Annotated in this window: 13 protein-coding genes and 1 pseudogene; 10 read left to right on the top strand and 4 right to left on the bottom strand. The window is 71.6% G+C overall.

Features of this window, described 5'->3' with window-relative positions; all coding sequences use genetic code 11:
• Positions 1-248 precede the first annotated feature (248 nt).
• Complete coding sequence (locus AC559T_RS11475) at positions 249-1061, top strand: SAM-dependent methyltransferase (protein ID WP_475600918.1); 813 nt, start codon at positions 249-251, stop codon at positions 1059-1061.
• 28 nt (positions 1062-1089) lie between these two features.
• Here the strand turns inward: AC559T_RS11475 and AC559T_RS11470 are convergent, their stop codons facing one another.
• Entirely contained in the window at positions 1090-2721 is a 1632-nt protein-coding gene (locus tag AC559T_RS11470) for a HoxN/HupN/NixA family nickel/cobalt transporter (RefSeq protein WP_498868684.1), read from the bottom strand.
• Positions 2718-4097 (bottom strand): tetratricopeptide repeat protein, encoded by a 1380-nt coding sequence (locus AC559T_RS11465; RefSeq protein WP_498868683.1) that lies wholly within the window; start codon positions 4095-4097, stop codon positions 2718-2720. Before AC559T_RS11465 ends, AC559T_RS11470 begins: the two co-directional genes overlap by 4 nt.
• A 190-nt stretch (positions 4098-4287) precedes the next feature.
• Here AC559T_RS11465 and AC559T_RS11460 point away from each other — a divergent pair, with 190 nt between their 5' ends.
• Both AC559T_RS11460 and AC559T_RS11455 read left to right on the top strand, forming a co-directional pair.
• A complete protein-coding gene (locus tag AC559T_RS11460; RefSeq protein WP_112109090.1) occupies positions 4288-5742 on the top strand; it encodes a DUF4331 domain-containing protein in 1455 nt (484 codons plus the stop codon).
• 15 nt (positions 5743-5757) lie between these two features.
• The gene (locus AC559T_RS11455) at positions 5758-6162 is read left to right on the top strand and encodes a hypothetical protein (protein WP_020464201.1); all 405 of its coding nucleotides are present in this window, start codon (positions 5758-5760) and stop codon (positions 6160-6162) included.
• Between the two features lie 21 nt (positions 6163-6183).
• Here AC559T_RS11455 and AC559T_RS11450 read toward each other — a convergent pair whose 3' ends face one another.
• A complete protein-coding gene (locus AC559T_RS11450; RefSeq protein ID WP_498868682.1) occupies positions 6184-6729 on the bottom strand; it encodes a hypothetical protein in 546 nt (181 codons plus the stop codon).
• Between the two features lie 160 nt (positions 6730-6889).
• Between AC559T_RS11450 and AC559T_RS11445 the strand changes: the two genes are divergently transcribed.
• The 6 genes and pseudogenes from AC559T_RS11445 to AC559T_RS11420 form a co-directional block, all read left to right on the top strand.
• Positions 6890-7099 (top strand): hypothetical protein, encoded by a 210-nt coding sequence (locus tag AC559T_RS11445; protein WP_498868681.1) that lies wholly within the window; start codon positions 6890-6892, stop codon positions 7097-7099.
• 72 nt (positions 7100-7171) lie between these two features.
• On the top strand, positions 7172-7321 hold the full coding sequence (locus AC559T_RS11440) for a hypothetical protein (protein WP_498868680.1): 150 nt from the start codon (positions 7172-7174) through the stop codon (positions 7319-7321).
• Positions 7322-7954: 633 nt separating this feature from the next.
• Complete coding sequence (locus tag AC559T_RS11435) at positions 7955-10156, top strand: MMPL family transporter (RefSeq protein WP_498868679.1); 2202 nt, start codon at positions 7955-7957, stop codon at positions 10154-10156.
• A 206-nt stretch (positions 10157-10362) separates the two neighbouring features.
• Positions 10363-13722, top strand: coding sequence for an AAA family ATPase (locus AC559T_RS11430; RefSeq protein ID WP_498868678.1), 3360 nt, complete (start codon positions 10363-10365; stop codon positions 13720-13722).
• A 63-nt stretch (positions 13723-13785) separates the two neighbouring features.
• Positions 13786-16455: a helix-turn-helix transcriptional regulator gene (locus AC559T_RS11425; RefSeq protein ID WP_498868677.1), complete on the top strand. Its 2670-nt coding sequence runs from the start codon at positions 13786-13788 to the stop codon at positions 16453-16455.
• A gap of 157 nt (positions 16456-16612) precedes the next feature.
• A pseudogene (locus AC559T_RS11420) lies at positions 16613-18574 on the top strand (BTAD domain-containing putative transcriptional regulator); the annotation flags it as partial.
• A gap of 14 nt (positions 18575-18588) precedes the next feature.
• Here the strand turns inward: AC559T_RS11420 and AC559T_RS11415 are convergent.
• Positions 18589-18804 (bottom strand): 2TM domain-containing protein, encoded by a 216-nt coding sequence (locus AC559T_RS11415; protein WP_112109098.1) that lies wholly within the window; start codon positions 18802-18804, stop codon positions 18589-18591.
• A 154-nt stretch (positions 18805-18958) separates the two neighbouring features.
• Here AC559T_RS11415 and AC559T_RS11410 point away from each other — a divergent pair, with 154 nt between their 5' ends.
• On the top strand, positions 18959-19768 hold the full coding sequence (locus tag AC559T_RS11410) for an alpha/beta fold hydrolase (RefSeq protein WP_498868676.1): 810 nt from the start codon (positions 18959-18961) through the stop codon (positions 19766-19768).
• The last annotated feature ends 80 nt before the right edge of the window (positions 19769-19848 follow it).

Genomic DNA, 19848 nt, shown 5'->3' with positions numbered 1-19848 from the left:
GATGTACAGCGCCACGAAGATGGCTGGTAGTACCTGCTCCACCTCGAGCATCGACGCCGGAGCCAGGGTAGAAGGGAGACGCCTCGACCCGGCCAACGAGCCCGCCTTACTAGGATCGAACGCGCTACGTCACTTCCGCTTCTCGTGAGGCCCGGGCCGGGTGCGGAGGTGACCCGTCCTGATCCAGAGGGGGAGCGTTGCCTGACAGTGAGAGTCGGCATGGCATACCAGACTCGACGCCGCTGAAGGTGCGTGACGAGGCACACATCTCGACCTGGATCGAGTCTGGGATCGACATCTCGGTGCCCAGCATCGCCCGGGTCTATGACGCGTTGCTTGACGGCAAGGACAACTTCCCTGCTGATCGCGTCGTCCACGACCAGCTCATCCAGGTGATTCCGGATGGCAAGACGTCCGCGCAGTACAACCGGCAGATGCTCCGGCGTGGCGTCGAGTTCATGGTGGAGCAGGGCGTCAGCCAGTTCATCGACCTGGGGTCCGGTCTTCCGACCGCGGAGAACACCCATCAGGTCGCCCAGCGAATCGCACCCGATTCGAAGGTAGCCTACGTCGACATCGATCCAATCGTGCTGGCGCACGGCCGGGCGTTGCTGGCAGAGAACGACAACACCACGGTCGTCACCGCGGACTTCCGACGTCCCGACGAGATTCTGAGCAACCCGGACGTGGCTGCTCTGATCGATCTGTCGAAGCCGGTCGGGCTTCTGATGCTCGCGGTCGTTCACCACGTCCACGACGACGAGGACCCGGCCGGCCTGGTCCGCGCATACGTCGATCGGATGGCGTCGGGCAGCTACCTGTTCCTGACCCACTTCGTCGACCACGGAGCGGAGACCGCGCCCATCGAGCAGGTGCTTCTCAACGAACTGACCAGGGGGCGCTTCCGCTCGGTCGACGAGATCACCTCCTACTTCGACGGACTGAACCTCGTCGAGCCAGGCGTGGTCTACAACCCGCTGTGGCGGCCCGCCGTACCGGTCGTCGAGCCGTACCCACTGGCTGTCAGGCTGGTGGCGGGCGGTATCGGACGCAAGCCGTAGACCCTGCCACCCTGTGATCCGCCTGGAGTCATATCGTGACCTGGCTGCCGGCACGCAGCGCCACGACGGCGCCGACGAGCACGACCAGGGCGGCTGTCGCCACCGGCGTCCAGCGCAGGCCCGCGGCGAATCCCGGCACCAGCGTCTGGGTGCGCTGGAGCAGCGGGATGAGTGTGCGGTCGAGCAGGAACCCGACGCCGACCAGCGTCGCCGCCATTCCCACGCCGTAGGCGAGAACCAGCAGGACCCCGAACCACGCCCGCCCCAGTGCGACCGCTCCAAGCAGCACGACGACGGCCGACGGCGTCGGCACCATGCCGCCGACGAGTCCCGCGGCGAGCAGGCCGCGTAGCCTCGGCTGATCGGTGACGGGCGGGTGCACGTGCCAGCGCCCGCCATGCGAGTGACCGTGCTGGTGCGCATGACCATGACCGTGCGAAGGGCCGTGGTCGTGGTGTCCATGGCTGTGAACGCCGCTGCCGTGGTGGTGGTGATGGCTGTCGTCGCGGTGAGGACGGGCGTGGCTGTGTCCACGGTCGTGTTCATGGCGGTGGTTATTCGAGTGGTCGTGGCCCGCGGTCAGTAGGTCGCGATACGGCGACATGATCAGCCTTGACCGCAGCAGACTGGTACCGAGACCGATCATCAGCAGCCCGCTCGCGACACCGAGCCACGGATAGATCTTCTCCGGAGCGAAGCCGCTCGACGCCGACAGCACGACCGCGAGGACGAGAACGCCGAGGGTGTGGGTGAGGGTGACCGCTCCGGCGGTGGCGGCGAGTTGCCGTCCTGTCGCCGAGCCGCCGACGATCCGGGCCGCCATCACCGTCTTGCCGTGCCCGGGGGCGAACGCGTGCGCTGTCCCCAACACGACCGCGGCGAGCAGTGCGAGCACGCCCAGGCCGAGTGAGAAGGAGTCCCGCTCGACCAGGCCGTTCACCCAACCGGCGAGGCCGCCGGCCGCCTGCCGGGCCTCGTCTGACGCACCGCTACCAGGCGTTCCAGTGCCGATGGCGCCCGCCTGCGACAACGGGTCGGCCGCGGCGGGTCCGCCCGGACGAACGGTCAGCGTCGCGCGAGTGACGTCGGAACCGCCGCCCAGTGGGTCGTCGGGGTACCGGGTCAACAGGTTCGTCGGTGAGCGGGACGGTACGTCCGAGGAGACCACCGTGGTGCCGTCCCCGACCGCGACCGTCTCCCGCCAGCCGACCCGGTCGGCGTACGCGGCCAGCGTGTACCGAATCGTCGTGGTCGTGGTCGTGTCCGCTGCCCCGGCGGTCTCGGCGGAGTATCGGCAGACCAGCCGCATCGTCGACAGCCCGCCGTCGCCCGGTGGGAACGACAGCGAGCCGCCGATCGGGACGAGCGGGCGGGCCCGGCCGTCGACCGCCAGCGTCGCCCGTCCGGCCGTGCGGGCGCACTCCGCTTCCCGCCAGCGGGCGGCTCCCAGCGCGTCGACGTCCGGCCGGACCTGCGCCGCCGGTATCTCGGCGAAGTCGGCGACCACGTCGACGAGAACCTCCTCGATGCCCACCCGCAGCACGCTCGCGCTGTTGACGGTGAAACTCCCGAGGGGATGTGCCGACGCGGATCCGCCCGCCGTCAGGACGAACGCGGCCACCGTCACGGCCAGGACGGCTGCCCGACGCAGCGAGGTCACCGGGCACTCGCGTCGAGGGACGCGAGAAGGGCCTGTGCCCGGGGCGCGTGCAACGGTGAGAAGTGCGGGTCGGTGTCCAGCGCCGCCCGGAGGTCCGCGACCGCGGCGTCGGTCCGGCCGAGCGCGGCGTGCACGACGCCCCGGTGGTAGGAGAACAGTGCTCGGCGGGTGCCGAGGCCGAGCGCCGACTCGGCGGACGGCAGCGCCTCGTCGTCTCTGCCGAGCTGGTGCAGCACCCAGGCGCGAGCGTCGTCCACGAAGACCCCGGCACGGTGCGGTTCGCCGCCCGGCGCCGGGGACAGCGCGGCCAGCGCGGCGGCGGGGTCGCCGTGGTCCGCCTCGAACAGCGCCAGCTCGACGTCGACCTCGACTCCCTGCGCGCGCATCAGCTCCGCGGTGGAACGCACCAGGGAGTACTGCCGCTTCGCCTCGTCGGGCCGGCCCAACGATTCGAGCAGTTCTCCGTACTCGGCGACGATCCACGGCTGTGGGCTCCGAGTGGCCGCGACGGCGTAGTCCGCCAGGGCCGCCTCGCTCTCGCCCCGGGCGGCGGCCACGCGGGCACGACCGACGAGCAGCGACACCGATGACGGGTCGCTCGCCTGCCCGCGCCGGTAGGCCTCGTCCGCCCCGACGAGGTCGCCCGAGTGCCGCGCCAGTTCACCGAGATGGAAGTAGGCGAACGCGGCATCGGCTGCCGACGTCGCGTCGTCGGCTACCCGCCGCAGCATCGCGGCCGCCTGGTCGATCTCGCCGCGCAGCTCGAACGCGTAGGCGACCCGGGCCAGCGACGCGACATCGGGACGCAGGTCGACCGCGGTCTGCGCCGCCTGCCACGCTTCGGGATAGCGCCCGAGTTCGACGAGCGCGTCGAAGCGCACCCCGTGCGCGGTCGCGTTGAACGGGTTGACGGCGACCGCGGCATTCGCGGCGCGCAGCGCACCGGGGAAGTCGTGACGTGCGGCGGCGAGCGCCGCCTGCCCGGCGAGGGCGGCGTCGTTGTCCACCGGACGCAGTTCCAGCGAGCGGGCGAACGCCCCGTCGGCCCGTGGGTAGGACGTCGGATCACCGGTCACTCTGGCCTGCTCGACGTAGGCGAGGCCGAGCTCGGCCCAGGCCGGCCAGTCCCCCGGCACCTGGTCGAGCCGGTCACGCAGACTCGCGACGGGTGCGGCCGCCGCCCTGCCCGCGGAGGACCACGCCTCGTCCACGGCCGCCGCTCCGGTCGGCGTCGGCGCGACACCGTGGCCCGAGTCATCCCGGACGAGCGGCGGGCCGACCATGGCCAGCACAGCCGCGCCTGTCAGGCCGGCCACGCAGACCAGGCCGGCGAGCACCCGCGCTCGACTCGCCCCGCCGCCCAGTCGCCGCTTCATGCGTGTCCTCCCCGCTTCCGTCCCGCCGGTCGTTCGCCAGCGATTCGGATCCGCGGCGGTCGCGGACTGCACCTGGGACGCAGAAATGATGTCAGGTAGCCGACACGATCCGTGCTCCTCTCATCACCGAACCACGGACGTTCACCGGACAGGCGCATCCGTCCGGTCCGTCGATCCGTGAGGGAGAACCATGAGCCGACTGACATCCGCACGCGACGGCACGCCCGGCCGCCGACGGCGGGGACGGCTGCCCCGGCGGCGCGCTCTGGCTGGCGCGACCGCCCTGCTCTTCGGTGCGACGGGCGCCGCGGTGACCCTCGCACCGACGGCCGCTGACGCGTCCAGCCACCGGGAGGCCCCGCTGATCAGCAGCGACCCGACGGTCGACAACACCGACACCTACGCCTTCGTCAGCCCGGACGACCCGGATTCGGTGACGCTCGTCGCCAACTGGCTGCCCTTCCAGGAACCCGCCGGCGGACCGAACTTCTACCCGTTCGCGACCGACGCCCAGTACGACATCAATGTCGACAGCAACGGCGACGCGAAGCCCGACATCACCTACCGCTGGACGTTCGCCAGCACCTATCAGAACCAGAACACGTTCCTCTACAACACCGGGCCTGTCACCTCGCTCGACGACCCGGACCTGAATTTCCGGCAGACCTACAAGCTGGAGCGGATAGCCGGTGGCAAGACCACCGTGCTGGCGGACAAGGTGCCCGTCGCGCCCTCGTTCGTGGGCGACGCGTCCATGCCGGACTACCTGGCGCTGCGCACGGCGTCCCTGAAGGAACTGCCCGGCGGCGCCAAGACGTTCGCCGGACAGGCCGACGACCCGTTCTTCCTCGACCTGAGGGTGTTCGACCTGCTCTATGGCGGTGACCTGTCCGAGGTCGGGCAGGACAGCCTCGCCGGGTTCAACGTGAACTCGGTCGTGCTGCAGGTCCCCAAGACCGAGCTGGCTCTCAAGGGCGACCCGGCGCGCAACCCGGTGATCGGGGTGTGGAGCAGCACCCAGCGGCGCAGCGCCTCGATCTACGGGCCGACCGACGGCTCCGGCATGCGGATGTCCTTCGGTAACTGGTCGCAGGTCTCGCGCCTCGGCTCGCCGCTCGTCAACGAGGTGGTCGTGCCGGTCGGCCAGAAGGACCGGTTCAACGCCTCCACTCCCGCCCGGGACGCCCAGTTCCTGAACTTCGTCACCAAGCCCGAACTGCCGAAGCTGATCGAGGCGATCTACAAGATCCCCGCGCCGGCGACACCGCGCAACGACCTCGTCGCGGTGTACCTGACCGGTGTGAACAAGGCCAACCTCGGTGTCGACCTGAACGCACACGCGCTCAACGCCGACGTCGACCCGGCGAAGATCGCGCCCTCCGAGCAGCTTCGGCTGAACATGTCGATCCCGCCGACCGCGGAACCGAACCGGCTCGGCGTCCTCGGGGGCGACACCGGCGGGTACCCGAACGGCCGACGGCTGGGCGATGACGTCGTCGACATCTCGCTCCAGGCTGTCGAAGGCGCCCTGCTGCCCAACCCGCCGGCGGCGGTCACCGGCCTCGGTGACGGCGTCGACGGGCCCGACGTGCGGTTCCGCGGATGGTTCCCGTACGTCGGCCTGCCCACCTCGGGTTCGAGCTGACAGGGCGGCACGACCATGACCAGACTCCGGCGAGCCGCCTCGGCCGCCATTACGGTCGCCGTCATCGTCGGCGTGGCGGCCTCCTGCGGCGGGGAGGGACCTCCGCCACTGCCCGAAGCCGGGTCGTTCGCCCCCGGTGCCTGCCAGACGCTGGCCCCGGACCTGATAGCGACCCTGCGGCTGACCCAGGCGGACCCCGGCGCACCGGACGAGATCAAGGCGCTCGCCCGCGACCTCACACCGCCCCAGGAGAAGCTCTACGGCCGGATCGGTACGGCCGGGGAGTACGCCGGCGACCTCGAACGGGTCACCACGGCCGTCGGTTTCCTCCGGCTGCGGGTCGATTCCGGGACCTACGACCCCGCTCTGCTGACGGAGGTGAGGACCACCGCCCGGATGCTGGCGGACCGCTGCACCTGACCGCAGGCGCCCGGCCGCCGTCTACCGGGCCCCTGCCGATCTGAGCGGACCGGCTCGGCCGGCCGAGCCGGTCCGCTCCCGCCCGACCAGCGAGCCGAGGAGCATCGCTGTGGCGACTCCGGTCTGACCGATCCACGACGTTCCCGCCTGGTGGTGGTTCCACGCCGGGCACACAGCTGAGACGAGGAGGAAGCCGGCGCTGCCGTACACGGCGAGGGTGAAGCCCCATCGGTGGTCGGCCAGCAGGGCGACGAACGCGGCTGCCAGGAGGACGAGGGCGCCGGCGCTGACGACGTCCACCCACGGCGGTTGCGTCGGCGGTCGTGCCTCGCGGGGCGGCTGGATCGCCGCGACGGTCACGAACCCTGCGAGCAGCGCCGCGGCCCACAGCCGCCGCCAGCCGACGACGGGGGTGGCCGGTGCGGCGACCGTCTCTGTCGGCCGCGGCGACCCGTCGACCTTCGCGGGCGGGTCGGACCGGACGATGACCGGACCTCGTCCGCGGGCAGGACGCGGGTCGTGGCGCGGACGCTCGGGACGAATCCGTTGGACCTGTGATGCTGACATGTCCCCACGGTGCGGCCCACGTGTTGTGTGGCCGCGTCGCATGGCTGGAGCCAGTGTTGAGCCCGCGGTCCACGGTCCGTGCGAACCGACAGCTGACGACCTCGATCCGTCACTCGACCGTGCCGGCTGCCCCACCCACCCAGCCGGTCCGGACCGGATCGTGAAGCAGACGAGCGAGACGGCTCGCTACTGGCACGGCGTCAGCTGGGATCTGCCGCTCCGGTCCGGGTCTGCTCCCGAGCCTCCGGCTACGCCCGTTCCGGAGCCCTCTGCCTCACCGGCCACCGCCGAGGTCGCGGTCGAGGGCGCGGCCGTCACCTTCGGGGCCGACTATCCGGCGTCGGTGCAGGTCAGGCAGACACCGGATTGATGGTGTGATCCGAGGCGGACACGATGCCCCACGAGGGCCTGGTGCGCCACGCGGCGACCGCCGGACCGAGGAGTGAGCGGTTCGCCGACGGCGGGTGCCAGCACCCTGACGCTGTCGGCGAGCAGTTCGGGAACAACCCTGGCGAAGCTGGACGCGTCGGCGAAGACGCCGTGGACGAGGACGACAGTGGGCTGGGACAAGCTCGTCGGCCTTTCCCGATGAGACCTGATGGGAGTTGTGCGGAGTGCGCGGCCCGCGCACACCACCGGGCTGTTGACGATCTGTGTATCGCTTCCGTACCTGGGGCCCCGGGCCTTCCACCTCCACGCCGGGCGCCGCTACCTCGGTGTATTCCGGGCCGCGTCCGCGTTCCGTCGTCCCCGGCTTCGTCCCGTCGGTGGCCGTAGCCCCGCGACCACCACGCACCAACCCTGTCCGGCGACCGGTGGGCCGGGTGGAGGCGGCGCCGAATCCACTAAGCGTCCAGTTGTCATCAAGAGAGTCGACCTAGTGTGATCAAAGGCAGGTGCATGCGGTCGGGCACGGCTGTTGTGGGTTCGTCCAGCCATGGCTCTGGAGGCGAGGTCTCACCATCAGGAAGCCCGTGGTCTTCATCCACTGCCTGTGGATACATGCCGTTTCCGCCGCTCATCGTCGAGGGCAAGGCCCAATACCGTGCCCGCCAGGGTCCGTCAGGGCGGTCCGCCGGCTCTGTCCGCGGTTGGCGCCAACTCGCTGACGAGGCCCTCGCCTGGCTCGCCCATCGAGGCCTGTGACGCCCGTCCCGCGCGCGGCAGGTTGCCGCCTGTGCCCGTACTGCGACCAGAGGTCGCGCAGAATGTCCAGGGAGCAGCAATGTTCGAGCGACTGGGACGGGCGATGTTCCGTCGGCGGCGATGGGTCATCAGCCTGGCCGTGGCCTTCGCCGCGTTCGGGGGCATCTGGGGTACGCAGGTGTTCGGTGCGCTGACCACCGGTGGGTTCGACGATCCGGCCAGCGAGAGTGCCCGTGCGCTCGACCGTGCCGAGGCGACACTTGGCCGAACAGGCAATGACCTGGTCGTTCTCTACAGCAGCCCGAGCGCGACGGTCGACGACCCGGTGTTCCGGCGGGCCGTGACCGGGACACTGGACGCGCTCCCGGACGACGTGGTGACCAGGACGATCACCTACTGGGGCACGAACAGCCCGGCGCTGGTCAGCGACGACCGGCGCTCCACCTACGCCGTGCTGACCGTGGCCGGCGACGAGGTGCAGCGCGTCGACGGGTTGAAGGAGATCGAGGACGGGCTGGCCGCTCCCGGCCTTCAGACCCAGGTCGGCGGCTACACCGCGGTCAGCCGCGACATCGGCGAGCGGGTGGCGGCAGACATCGGCCGTGCCGAGACGATCTCCATACCGGTGCTGCTCGTCCTGCTGGTGGTCGTCTTCGGCGGCGTGGCCGCGGCGAGCCTGCCGCTCGTGATCGGTGGTCTGGCCATCCTCGGGGCCTTCACCGCGCTACGTGGGCTGAGCTACCTGACCGACGTCTCGGTCTTCTCGATCAACGTGGTGACGATCCTCGGGCTGGGTCTGGCGATCGACTACGGCCTGTTCATGACCGGACGGTTCCGGGAGGAGATCGCCCGTGGGCTGGGCGTCGAGGACGCGATCGTTCGGACGATGGCCACCGCCGGCCACACCGTCGCGGTCTCCGGCGTCACCGTCGCGGTCTCGTTGTCCGGGCTGCTGATCTTCCCGATGCCCTTTCTCCGCTCGATGGGATTCGGTGGGCTGTCCGCGGTCGTGGTCGCGATGGTGGCGGCGCTGACCGTGCTGCCCGCCCTGCTCGGGGTCCTGGGCCACCGGGTGGACGCGCTCTCCGTGCGGCGGTTCCGTCGCATTCCGCGCCCGGCTCCCACAGCGGGCGAGGTCGAGCACGGGTTCTGGTACCGCCTCGCGCACAGCATCATGCGGCGCCCGGTCATCTACGCGGTCGGGGTGCTCGCGGTCCTGCTGCTGGCCGGTTCGCCGTTTCTCCGGGTGGAGTTCGGCGGTGTCGACCCCAGGGTGCTCCCGGCGGGTACCGAGAGCCGCGTCGTCTCCGAGACCGTCGACCGGGACTTCGTCCGCAACAGCCAGTTGCCGATCGAGGCGATCGTGACCTCATCCGACCGCGCCGGGCTGGAACGACAGGCCGGGCTGGAGCGATACGTCACCGCGGTCCGGGACGTCGACGGCGTGACCGGAGCCGAGGTCACCGGCCAGTCCGGGAGTGTCACCCGGGTCGCCGTCAGTTACCAGGACGACCCGATCTCGGCGCAGGCGCGGGACCTGGTGCGCCGGATCCGGAACGTCCCCGCACCGCCTGGCGGCGAGGTGCTGGTGGGTGGCTTCACCGCGGAGCTGACCGACCAGCTCGACACCACCGCCGACCTGCTGCCCTGGATGGCGCTGATCATCGTCGGCGCGACGTTCGTCCTGCTGTTCCTCGCCTTCGGCTCGGTCGTGCTGCCGATCAAGGCGATCGTGATGAACATCCTGTCGCTCGGCGCCTCGTTCGGCGCACTGGTCCTGATCTTCCAGGACGGCCACCTGTCCGGTCCGCTGAACTTCACACCCACCGGGACGCTGGAGGCGACGCAGCCGATCCTCGTGCTCGCGATCGTGTTCGGGCTGTCGACGGACTACGAGGTCTTCCTGATGTCCCGGATCCGCGAGGTGTACGACCGGACCGGCGACAACACCACGGCGGTCGCGGTCGGACTGCAGCGCAGCGGCCGGATCATCACCAGTGCCGCGCTACTCATCCTGGTCGTGATCGGGCTGTTCTCGACCTCCGGCATCACCTTCATCAAGCTGATCGGGGTGGCGATGATCATTGCCGTCCTGGTGGACGCGACGATCGTCCGGGCGCTGCTCGTACCGGCCACGATGCGCCTGCTCGGGAACACGAACTGGTGGGCGCCGTCGCCACTGCGGCGCTTCTACGCCCGTCACGGCCTGCGCGAAGGCGCGGACCCGCCCCCATCGGCGCCTGGTCTCCGTCCCGCACCAGCCCACACGCAATCCGACTGATGGATGGTCAGCCGTGCCAGCGCCGGGACGCGGGTCGGTACGCAGGGCCGGTGTCTTTGGGTACCGGGTCCGCGGCCACCTCGAGTAACAGATCTCGGCGGGCTGGTTCCGGACGTAAACTTTGCCCTGCAGACATTGCGAGCAAACGGGACCCGCGCGACTGGCAATCTGTCCTCATCGATTCGGGAGTAGCAACAGGCGTGGCCATGTCATTGCGTCCTGTCCGTGCCGGTAGCCCTGAACAGTCGTCTCCCGGCAGGAATCTTTGCCTCCAGATTCTCGGTCCGTTGCGGATCTGGCGGGGCGGCGTCGAGCTGGGTGCCGGGCCCCGGCAACAGGCCTGCCTGCTCGCGCTGCTCCTCATCCGGGCGGGCCGGCCGATCAGCACGAGCGAGCTGATCGACCTGATCTGGGAGGACGACGTCCCGGCATCGGCTGTCAACATCCTCCAGAAATACATCGGCACGCTGCGGCGGTTGCTGGAGCCCGCGCTGCCGGCCCGCGGAACCGGCTCGTACCTGCAGCGCCGCGGCAACGGTTACCTGTTTTCGGCCGACCCCGGCATGCTGGACGTCGTCACCTTCCGGGAAATCGCCGGAAAGGCCAGGACATGCCTCGCGGAGCAGCGCCTCGATGCGGCGCTCGACTGCTATGTACAGGCGCTGGCGCTCTGGCACGGCCCCGCGGGTGGCGGGCTGACCCACGGATCGACCGCCGTGTCGCTCTTCGCCGCGATCAACGACGAGTTCTTCGACGCATGCGTACCGGCGGCCGAGCTCGCGGTGACGCTGGGCCAACCCGAGCTCGTGCTCCAGCCCCTGCGTCTGGCCGCCTGGATGGCGCCGTTGCACGAAACCGTGCAGGCAAGCCTCGTCTTCACCCTGGCCGCAGCCGGTCAGCAGGCTGAGGCGCTGTCAGTGTTCGGGACGGTCCGCGCCCGGCTCGCCGAGGAGCTCGGCATCGATCCCGGGCCCGCGCTGCGGGCCGCGCACCTGCGGGTCCTTGGCCAGCCACCGACCTCGGCGGCATCGGCCGGCGCGGACGACGACGGGCCGGCGGGAACGGCGTGCGCGCCGGCGGGAACGGCGGGCGGGCACGCAGGCGGGCCGCTGTCAGGGCAACCACCGACCGAGTTGCCCACGCTCGTCGGCAGCGCCGGGAAGCCGTCCGCCGAGCAGCCGCGGGCTCCTTCCCTCGAGACACCGACCGCCGACGGCATGATCGGCCGAGCTGAGGAGCTCGCGGTGCTGCGGCACGCGGTGGACTCGGTGTTTGCCGGCGGCACGGGGCTCGTCGTCGTCGAGGGTGAGCCGGGGGTGGGCAAGACGCGCCTGCTGGAGGAGGCCGGCGCGGAGGCGGACAGGCGCGGCGCGCTCGTTGTCTGGGGCCGCTGCCTGGAGGGCGACGGGACGCCGTCGATGTGGCCGTGGGTGCAGGCGGTCGGCACGGTCCTCGACAGCCTGCCCGCCGCGGCGCGGGAGGAGTGGCACGCCGGCGAACTCGGCCGCCTCGTGGAGCCGCGCGGCGGCGTTCCCGCCACGCCGGTGCTGCCGGACAGCGGCGCCCAGTTCCGCCTGTTCGAACGGGTTGTCGCCCTCGTCGGCCAGGTCTCGGCGCGGCGGCCGGTGGTACTCGTGATCGACGATCTCCAGTGGGCGGACGTCGCCTCGCTGCAGATGTTCAGTCACCTGGCGGCCCGCCCGCCGGGCGGCGCTGTGATCACCGGCGCGCTCCGCGACCGTGTGCCCGTGCCCGGCTCGGAGCTGGCGCGGATGCTCGCCGCCGCGAGCCGGCTGCCCCGGCACCGCCGGATCCGGCTCGGCCCGCTCGACGCGGCCGAGGTGGCCGAGCTCGTCCGCCGCGAGACCGGTCAGACCCCCGACGTCGGTGTTACCCAAAGCATCCATGCCCGCACTGCTGGCAACCCCTTCTTCGTGCGGGAGTTGTCCCGGCTCCTCGCCGACGGCGGGGTTCTCACTGAGGATGCCGCGGCGCGGGCCGGTGTGCCGTCCACCGTGCGGGATGTCGTCCGCGACCGGATGGCGGGCCTTGACGACGACACCGGCGGCCTGTTGCAGATCGCCGCGCTCATCGGCCGGGAGATCGACCTCGGCCTGCTCGCACGCGCGGCCGACCTTGACGCACAGACCTGCATCGACCGCCTCGAGCCCCTGGAGGCGCTCGGTCTGCTCGAGCCCACGCCCGGGGACCCGTTCTCGTTCCGCTTCGCGCACGACCTGGTCCGGGAGTCGGTCGTCCGGACGACGCCGCCGCTGCGCGCCACCCGGCTGCACCTGCGCGTCGCGGACGCGCTGGAGCGCTCCGACACCGACGGCGAGTCCGTCGCCGAGCGCCTCGCCCACCACCTGTGGGCCGCCGGCCCACTCGCGGACCCGGCCCGGACCTCGAGCGCGCTGGAGCGCGCCGGGCGCCGGGCCGCGGCCAAGTCCGCGTTCGAGGCCGCCGCACGGCAGCTGGTGTCGGCCGCGCAGGTGGCGAGGACAGCGGGCATGTCGGAGCGGGAGCTGTCCGCCCTGTCGCAGCTCACCGCGGTCGTCGGGATGCGGTCCGGGTACGTCGGCTCCGCGGTCGACCTGCTGGAGCGCGCCGAGGAGCTGGCTCGTGACCTCGGCCGGGAACGGGAGGCAGCCGACTTCCTCTTCTCCCGCTGGGCCGCGTGCTCCCAGGGCATCCAGCTCGACCGCGCCGGCCGGCTGGCGCGCCGGCTGCTCGATCAGGGCGAGGCGTCCGCCGACCCGGTCGTGCGTGCCTACGGCCGGCACGCCTGGGGCATCCACCAGTGGGACGTCGGCAACATCGGCGAGGCGTTCCGGTATCTGAGCCAGTCCAACTCGATCATGTTCGATGGCCTGGCCCAGCGCGAGGATGATCCGCTCCGGCACGACCTGCAGCTGCTCTCGCCCGTGATGCTCGCGTTGAACACCGCGCTGCACGGTGATGTCGACGGGGCGCGGGTGCTGCTCGACAGGCTGGAGGCCGCCGCGTGTGGCGACTCCTACGCGATCACGGTCTGGGCCGCCTTCGCCGTCACGGTAGCGGCGCTGGCCGGCGACCCCGCCTGGGCACTACGCGCAGCGGAACGGGGAATCGCGGTGGACCCGGAACATTCCTTCGTCTTCCTCGGCAGCTACCAGCGACTGGCCCGGTGCTGGGCGCGGGCCGTGACCGGCGAAGACCCGGCCGGCGCCGCGACAGAGGCCAAAATGATCATCGCGGCGACCCTGCTCGACCCGCCACGCTCGGGCCTGGCCACCTGGTACGGACTGCTCGCCGAGATGTGGCTGGCGGCCGGGATGCCGGCCGAGGCCACCGCCACCCTCGACCGGGCCGACTCGTTCCTCGACACCTACGGCCAGCGCTACCCCGAAGGCCTGATACTCCTGCTGCGGGCACGGATGATGCAGGCACGCGGCGAGCCCACCGCCGTCGTCCAGGCCGCCGCCGAGCGGGCTCGCGCGCTGTCCGCCGAGCGCGAGGCTCACCTGTTCGCCCACCGCGCCGAGGAATTGTCGGCCGGGCTGGCGACGGAGCCGGCCGGCCACTGATCGTCACATCACCCGGTGTCCGGTAGGGCCGTCTGGGGATTTGTCGCCGGATAAGGTTCCCGCGTGGGCCAAGGGAAGCTCATCGGGCGGGACGAGGAACGGTCCCGGCTCCTGGCGTTGCTCGGCGACGCGGCCGGGCCGGTCCTGGTGCTCCGGGGGGAGGCCGGCCTCGGCAAGACGGCGTTGCTGGACGAGCTGGCAGCGGCGGCGGCCGGGTTCCGGGTCGTGCGCTGCGCGGGGGCGGAGGCGGAGCGGGACCTGGCGTTCGCCGGGCTGCATCAGCTGGTCTTTCCGTTGCTGCCCGACGCGGCAGGCCTGGATCCCGCGCACCGGGCGGTGATCGACGCGGCGTTCACCGGTACGGCCGCCGCCGCCCCGCAGGTGATGGCGCTCGGCATCGCCGTGCTGGACCTGCTGACCCTCGTCTCGGCGGCCAGCCCGCTGCTGCTGGCCGTCGACGACGGCCAGTGGCTGGACGTACCCAGCACACAGGTCCTCGCGTTCACCGCGCGGCGCCTCGCGGGTACGGCCGTGCGGGTGGCAGTCGCGGTGCGCCCCGAGGCGTCGTCACCGCTCGACGGGGCTGGGCTGCCGGAGCTGAACCTGGAGCCGCTGACCGAGCAGGTTTCCACCCGGTTGCTGGACCTGCAGCAGACCGGGCTCAGCCCGTACCACCGGAACATGATTCTGAAGACCGCGGCTGGCAACCCGTTGGCGCTGATCGAGCTGCCCCGGGCGGAACTGCTGGACACCGGCGCGATCGCGCTGCCGCGGCGGCTGGAGAAGATCTACGGCACGCGGCTGCGCGGCCTGCCGGCGACCGAGCGCGGCGAGCTGCTGCTGGCGGCGCTGGACGGCACCGGTGCCGGATCGGCGCGCAGGGTCGGCGCGGCCCGGTACCGGATGCGCGGCGTCGGCCGGGCGGTCGAGGCGGGCCTGCTGGCCCCGGACCCGGCCACCGGGGAGCCGGTGTTCCGGCATCCCCTCGTCCGCTCGGCCGTCGTGCAGGCCGCGACCCCGCACGAACGCCGGGCCGCCCACGCTGACCTCGCCGAGCTGCACCGCGACAGCCCGGAACGGCGGGCCGTGCACCTGGCCGCCGCCACCGTCGACCCGGACGACGACGTCGCCGCGGCCCTCGAAGAGGCGGCCGTCTCGGCTTCGCGGCGCGGCGGTGCGGCGACCGCGATCACCTGGCTGACCCGCGCAGCGGAACTCAGCCGCCGACCCGCCGACCGGTCCCGGCGGCTGGCCGACGCCGCGTACGTCGCCGGGCAGGCCGGTCTGCTCGACACCGCACAGGGCCTCGCGGAGGACGCCGCGTTGGACGGCCCGGCCGCAGAGATCACCGCAGGGTACGTGGCGCTTTACCGCGAGGGTGAGGTCGTCGCGAATCACCGGCGGATCACCGCGCTGCTGGAGTCCGGAGTCGCCGACGAACAGCTGACCGAACGTGCGCTGAGCCTGATGCTGGCGATCAGCCAGTTCGCTGCCGACCCGGTCCGCTGGGAGCGTACCGACGCGCTGTTCGACCGGTTCGGCGACCGGATGGGCCCGTCGACGGCGATTGCCCGGGACGCGTGGGGCGACCTGGTGAAGCGCGGTCACGGCATACCGGAACGGATCGCTGACGCCCTCGCCGATCCCGCCGCTCGCGCGCCGTGGGACGTGATGCGGCTGACCGTCTCCGCCTACTATGTGGGCGTTCTCGGCGACCACCGGGAGCTGCTGCTGCGGACGGTCGACCGGGAGACGGAGGCCGGCGCGGTCACCAGCGTGATGGTGCTGCTCCAGATGGTCATGCTTGACCAGATCGGCGCCGGCGCGTGGGCGGAGGCTGAGCGCACCGGCCGTCGCGGCCTGGACCTGACCGCCGGGCACGGGTACACGCTGTTCGCTCAGTCGTTCCGGGCGTTCCTCGGCCTGCTGGCCGCCTACCGCGGTGATCTGGCCCGAGCCCGTGACCTGCAGGCGGCCGTGGACGCCTGGGGGCGGCCGCGCGGGCTGGGGTTCCTGACCGAGTACGCGGAGGCGATCGGCGCTGCCGCGGCACTGAGCGAAGGCGAGTACGAGACCGCGTACGCCTACGCCGCTGGAATCACCGCCCCGGGCACGTTCTCCCGCTACTCGCAGCAGGCCACCCGCACGCTGCTCGACCTGGTCGAGGCCGCCGCGCACACCGGCCGGCACGAGGCCGCCCTCGCGCACGCCGAAGCCGCCCGGGATGCGGGCCTGCCGGCGCTGTCGCCGCGTCTGGCGCTGCTCACCGCCGGGGCACTGGCGATCACCGCGCCGCGGGAGGAGGCCGGTGCGCTGTTCGTCGCCGCGGTCGCGCATCCCGCCGGTCGGGCGTTCCCGTTCGAGCTGGCGCGGATCCGTCTGGCGTACGGCGCGTGGCTGCGGCGCGCCCGCGAGCTGACTTTGGCGCGCCAGACGCTGACCGAGGCACTCGGCGCGTTCGACCTGCTCGGCGCCGCGACCTGGGCCGAACGGGCCCGAGCCGAACTACGCGCCGCCGGCAGGCCGACCCGCGCGGACCGCGCCGCGGTGGCCGCGCTGACCCCGCAGGAACGGCAGATCGCCGAGCTGGCCGCGACCGGGCTGAGTAATCGGGAGATCGGTGCCCGGCTGTTCCTGTCACCGCGCACGGTCGGTGCGCATCTGTACAAGGTCTTCCCGAAGCTCGGCATCACGTCGCGGGCCTCGCTACGTGACGCGCTCCAGAGCGGCTGACACGACGTAGGTCATCTGACAGATCAGCGGGCACCGACTGCTCGGCGATGCTGCGCGCATCGCCCGCACGGAGGAGCCCGCAGTGAGTACCACCGCCACCCCCGGAACAGGCACGGCTTCCTCCGGCGGACAGCTGTGTCTTCGGATTCTCGGCCCGTTGCGGATCTGGCGGGGCGGCGTCGAGCTGGAGGCCGGGCCTCGCCAGCAGGCGTACCTGCTCGCTCTGCTGCTCGCCCGTGCGGGCAGGCCGACCAGCATGAGCCAGTTGATCGATCTGATCTGGGGCGACGACGTCCCGGCCTCGGCTGTCAACATTCTCCAGAAGTACGTCGGTGCGCTGCGGCGGCTGCTGGAGCCCACGCTGCCCGCGCGTGCGACCGGGTCGTACCTGCAGCGCCGCGGTGACAGTTACCTGTTCGCCGCCGGCCCCGTCATGCTGGACGTCGTCACCTTCCGGGAACTGGTCGAGGTGGCCAGGGCCGGCGTCGCGGAGCAGCGCCCCGACGCGGCACTCGACTGGTACGTGCAGGCACTCGGGCTCTGGCACGGCCCCGCAGGTGACGGCCAGGCTCACGGATCGAGTGCGATGTCCGTGTTCTCCGCACTGGATGGTGAGTTCCTTGACACGTGCGTGGCGGCGGCCGAGCTCGCGGTGGCCCGGGGCCGGCCTGCGCGCGTGCTCGCGCCGCTGCGCCTGGCCGCGGGGATGGCGCCGCTGCACGAGACCGTGCAGGCGAGTCTCGTCATCGCCCTGGCCGCTGCCGGTCAGCAGGCGGAAGCGCTGTCCGTCCTGCGGGCAGTCCGTGCCCGGCTCGCCGAGGAGCTCGGCATCGATCCCGGACCGGCGCTGGTGGCCGCACACCGGCGTGTGCTGGAGCCGGCATCGGCCGAGGGAAGGCCTTCCGAGCGGCTGCGGGTGCCTCTGCGGGCGCCTGCCCTCGGGACGCCGTCCGTAGACGGCCTGATCGGTCGGGCCGAGAAACTCGCGGTGCTGCGCCGCGCGGTGGACTCGGCGTTCGCCGGCGGCGCGGGACTCGTCGTCGTAGAGGGTGAGTCGGGGGTGGGCAAGACGCGCCTGCTGGAGGAGGCCGGCGCGGAGGCGGACAGGCGCGGCGCGCTCGTGGTCTGGGGCCGCTGCCTCGAAGGCGACGGCACACCGGCGATGTGGCCATGGGAACAGGCGGTCGCCCTGCTCCTCGACAACCTGTCCGCCGCGGCGCGGGAGGACTGGCACGCCGGTGAGCTCGGCCGCCTCGTGGAGCCCCGCGGCGTCACCCCCGCGGCTCCGGCACCGCGGGACAGACCAGTGCTGTCGGACAGACCGGTGCTGTCGGACACGCCGGTGCTGTCGGACAGCGGCACCCGGTTCCGGCTGTTCGAACGAGCTGTCGCCCTCATCAGCCACATCTCGGTGGGACGCCCGGTGGTGATCGTCGTCGACGATCTCCAGTGGGCCGACGTCGCCTCGCTGCAGATGTTCAGCCACCTGGCCGCCCGCCTGCCGGTCAGCACGGTGGTCATCGGTGCGATCCGCGACCGGCTACCCGCACCCGGCTCGGAGCTGGCCCGGATGCTCGCCGCCGCGAGCCGGCAACCCCGGCACCGCCGGATCCGGCTCGGCCCGCTCAACCCGGCAGAGGCAGCTGAACTCGTCCGCCGCGACACCGGCCAGATTCCCAGCCCCGGCGCCGCCCGCAGCATCCACGCCCGCACCGCCGGCAACCCCTTCCTGATCCGGGAACTGGCCCGGCATCTCGCCGACAGCGGCGATCTCACCGACGCCGCCGCCGCACAGGCCGGGGTGCCCTCCACCGTCCGCGACGTCGTCCGTGACCGGATGGCCGGCCTCGACAACGACACCACAGACCTGTTACAGATTGCCGCACTGATCGGCCGGGACGTCGACCTCGCCCTGCTCGCCCACGTCTCCGAGCTCGACGTCCGGACCTGCATCGACCACCTTGAACCCCTGGAAGCACTCGGCCTGCTCGAACCCCGGCCGGGGAAGCCGTTCTCCTACCGCTTCGCGCACGACCTCGTCCGCGAGTCGGTCGCCGACACCACACCGTTGTGGCGGTTGGCCCGACTGCACCTGCTGGTCCCGGACGCGCTGGAGCGGATGAACGATACGGCTCAGTGCCTGGAGTTCAACGTGGACGGCGAGCGGACAGCCCAGACGTGGAACGCCAGCCCGATGCCCCACGCCAGTATCGACCACAGGGGCCAGAAGAAATGATCCGGGGTGAGAACCGCCCACAGTACGACCTGGACAAGATTGGCCAGGACATAGCACAGAAGATGGATTCTCAGGCCCCACTTCTCGGCGGTCTCACTTTTCTTCGATTTCATTCCAGCAGGCTAGGTCGACGTACTTGACGGGGCGCGAACTCTTTGTGGATCCGCCGTCGTGTGCGTCCGAATTCGTTCAGTGCTCGTCAAGTATCTGACTCTACGCTGACCCTAGATCGCGGCTTAGAGCGCAACGGATATCGAAAGGTCTACATTGACTACGACAACTCGCCGAACGCTGCTGGCCGGATCAGCCGCGGTCGCGACCGGCACCACGGCCGGCGCAGTGCTCGGAGCGTCCGCCGCGCAGGCACGCACCCAGCCCGACGGCAGGCAGAAACCCACCGTGGTACTCGTGCACGGCGCGTTCGCCGACGCCTCCGGCTGGAACGACGTCGCCGCCCGGCTCATCCGCGACGGCTACCCGGTCATCGCCCCGGCGAACCCGCTGCGCGGCGTTGCCGCCGACTCCTCCTACCTGGCCAGCATCCTCGCCACCCTCAGCGGCCCGCTCGTCCTCGCGGCCCACTCCTACGGCGGGATCGTCGTCACGAACGCCGCGACCGGCAACGCCAACGTGAAGGCGCTGGTCTACGTGGCCGCGTTCGTACCAGATCAGGGCGAGACGCTGCTGGGCCTGCAGACGAAGTACCCGGGAAGCAAGCTCAACGAGACGGCGCTGGACCTCCGTCCCCACAGTGCGGGCGCCGACGAATATATCAAGAAAGAGGTCTTCCGCGACGTGTTCGCCGGCGATGTGCCGAGGGCGACCACCGACCTGATGTGGGCCGGCCAGCGGCCGAGTGACGTGCGCACGCTGCAGGAGCCGTCCGGCGCCCCGGCCTGGAAGACCGTTCCTTCCTGGTACCTCGTTGCCCGCAACGACAACGTGCTTCCCGCCGCGGCGCAGCGGTTCATGGCGCGGCGGGCCGGCGCGCGCACCGTCGAGGTCGGTGCCTCGCACGTCGCGATGATCGTTCAGCCCGCGGCGACGGCCGATCTCATCAGGCGCGCCACGCTCTGACGAAGCCCGCCACCGTCACCGACCTGCCGGAGGACGCGGGCGACGAGACCGGTTCCGGCCTGCCCCAGGGCGCGTTCCAG

The organism is Frankia sp. Hr75.2 (assembly GCF_949319125.1).
Taxonomy (GTDB): Bacteria; Actinomycetota; Actinomycetes; order Frankiales; family Frankiaceae; genus Parafrankia; species Parafrankia soli.
This window is presented reverse-complemented; position numbering and strand designations above follow the sequence as displayed.

What these genes read in the sequence shown, in the direction of transcription:
- AC559T_RS11415 (WP_112109098.1), bottom strand. Translation starts at nt 18,804, where the DNA reads ATGAAATCGAAGAAAAGTGAGACCGCCGAGAAGTGGGGCCTGAGAATC.
- AC559T_RS11450 (WP_498868682.1), bottom strand. Translation starts at nt 6,729, where the DNA reads ATGTCAGCATCACAGGTCCAACGGATTCGTCCCGAGCGTCCGCGCCAC.
- AC559T_RS11435 (WP_498868679.1), top strand. Translation starts at nt 7,955, where the DNA reads ATGTTCGAGCGACTGGGACGGGCGATGTTCCGTCGGCGGCGATGGGTC.
- AC559T_RS11460 (WP_112109090.1), top strand. Translation starts at nt 4,288, where the DNA reads ATGAGCCGACTGACATCCGCACGCGACGGCACGCCCGGCCGCCGACGG.
- AC559T_RS11430 (WP_498868678.1), top strand. Translation starts at nt 10,363, where the DNA reads ATGTCATTGCGTCCTGTCCGTGCCGGTAGCCCTGAACAGTCGTCTCCC.
- AC559T_RS11455 (WP_020464201.1), top strand. Translation starts at nt 5,758, where the DNA reads ATGACCAGACTCCGGCGAGCCGCCTCGGCCGCCATTACGGTCGCCGTC.
- AC559T_RS11465 (WP_498868683.1), bottom strand. Translation starts at nt 4,097, where the DNA reads ATGAAGCGGCGACTGGGCGGCGGGGCGAGTCGAGCGCGGGTGCTCGCC.